Annotated in this window: 3 protein-coding genes; all 3 read left to right on the forward strand. The window is 55.5% G+C overall.

All coding sequences use genetic code 11. The annotated features are described in order from the left end of the window. On the forward strand, positions 1-339 hold a 339-nt coding region (locus Xedl_RS19535), incomplete at its 5' end, for a terminase TerL endonuclease subunit (RefSeq protein WP_244149777.1). 9 nt (positions 340-348) lie between these two features. Continuing rightward, positions 349-525: a hypothetical protein gene (locus Xedl_RS29905; RefSeq protein ID WP_167366732.1), complete on the forward strand. Its 177-nt coding sequence runs from the start codon at positions 349-351 to the stop codon at positions 523-525. Beyond that, positions 525-1,385, forward strand: an 861-nt coding sequence (locus Xedl_RS19540) for a phage portal protein (RefSeq protein WP_074025379.1), incomplete at its 3' end; no start/stop codon positions are given. The genes Xedl_RS29905 and Xedl_RS19540, both read left to right, overlap by 1 nt.

A 1,385-nucleotide genomic window follows, 5' to 3' on the forward strand; every position in this document is an offset into this window, starting at 1 on the left:
CTTCAATTCAGTCTGGCACTGGAGGAAGACGGCGTACCTCTGGTGGAAGTGGCACAAACCGTGCGTAATCTGTCCGAGGCCATGAAATCACTGGAAGCGATGGTCTACAGTGGCAAATTTCACCATAACGCCCACCCGGTCATGAACTGGATGATGAGCAATGTTACCGTCAAGCCGGATAAAAATGACAACATTTTCCCCAATAAATCCACGCCGGAAGCCAAAATCGATGGCCCCGTTGCGTTGTTTACTGCCCTGAGCCGCTTACTGGTGAACGGGGGTGAACAGCCGGAAAGCCTCTCTGACATCCTGATCAACCGGGGCTTGCGTTCCCTCTGAGGTGCCTTAATGAAACTGTTAATTTATATTGCCCCGCTGGTCGGGCTGGCAGGCGGTGCCCTGTTGTCTTATGGCGCATGGCTGCTGTTGCCCGCCGCGGGATTTATGGTCGCGGGCGGGCTGTGTCTGGGCTGGTCGTATCTGGTCTCGCGGATGCTGGGTCACACACCGGATAAGGAGGCCTGATGTTCTTTCCCGGACTGTTTCGAAAATCCGCTGAACCGATGACCTCACGGGAGTTGAGCGAACTGATCGGCTTGTCTTATGACACCTACACCGGACGGCGGGTCAGTCCGCAGTTAGCGATGCAACTGACCGCCGTATTCAGTTGTGTGCGGGTACTGGCGGAATCGGTCGGTATGTTGCCCTGTTCGCTGTATGAGCAACTGGAGCGGGGTAATCGACGCGCCGTCAACGAGCGGCTGCATAAACTGCTGTCGGTGAAACCCAATAACTATATGACCCCGCAGGAGTTCTGGGAGTTGCTGATCGCCTGCCTGTGCCTGCGCGGCAACTTCTATGCCTACAAGGTGAAGGTGTTGGGGGAAGTGGTGGAATTATTGCCCCTCGATCCGGGCAGCGTGGCACCGAAACTGAATAATGACTGGCTGCCGGAATACCAGGTGACCTTTCCGAACGGTGATACTGCCACCCTGAGCCAGAATGAAATCTGGCATGTGCGTATCTTTACGCTGAATGGCCTGGTGGGGTTAAGCCCGATTGCCTATGCGCGGCAGGCGATAGGGTTAGGGCTGGCAACCGAAGAGCACGGGTCACGGTTGTTCGGTAACGGGGCGGTCACCAGCGGGGTACTGCAAACGGATCAGGCACTGAAAGACGAGGCCTTTGAGCGGCTGAAAGCGGATTTTGAGTCCCGCCATCAGGGGCTGGTTAATGCCCATAAACCTCTCATTCTGGAGGCTGGGCTGAAATGGCAGCAAATCAGTTTATCCGCCGAAGATGCGCAGTTTCTGGAAACCCGTAAGTTTCAGTTGGAGGAAATTTGCCGCATCTTCCGGGTTCCCCTGCATATGGTGCAGAACACT

Source organism: Xenorhabdus eapokensis, from assembly GCF_001908105.1.

Coding starts and splice junctions, on each gene's coding strand:
- Xedl_RS29905 (WP_167366732.1), top strand. CDS start 349: ATGAAACTGTTAATTTATATTGCCCCGCTGGTCGGGCTGGCAGGCGGT.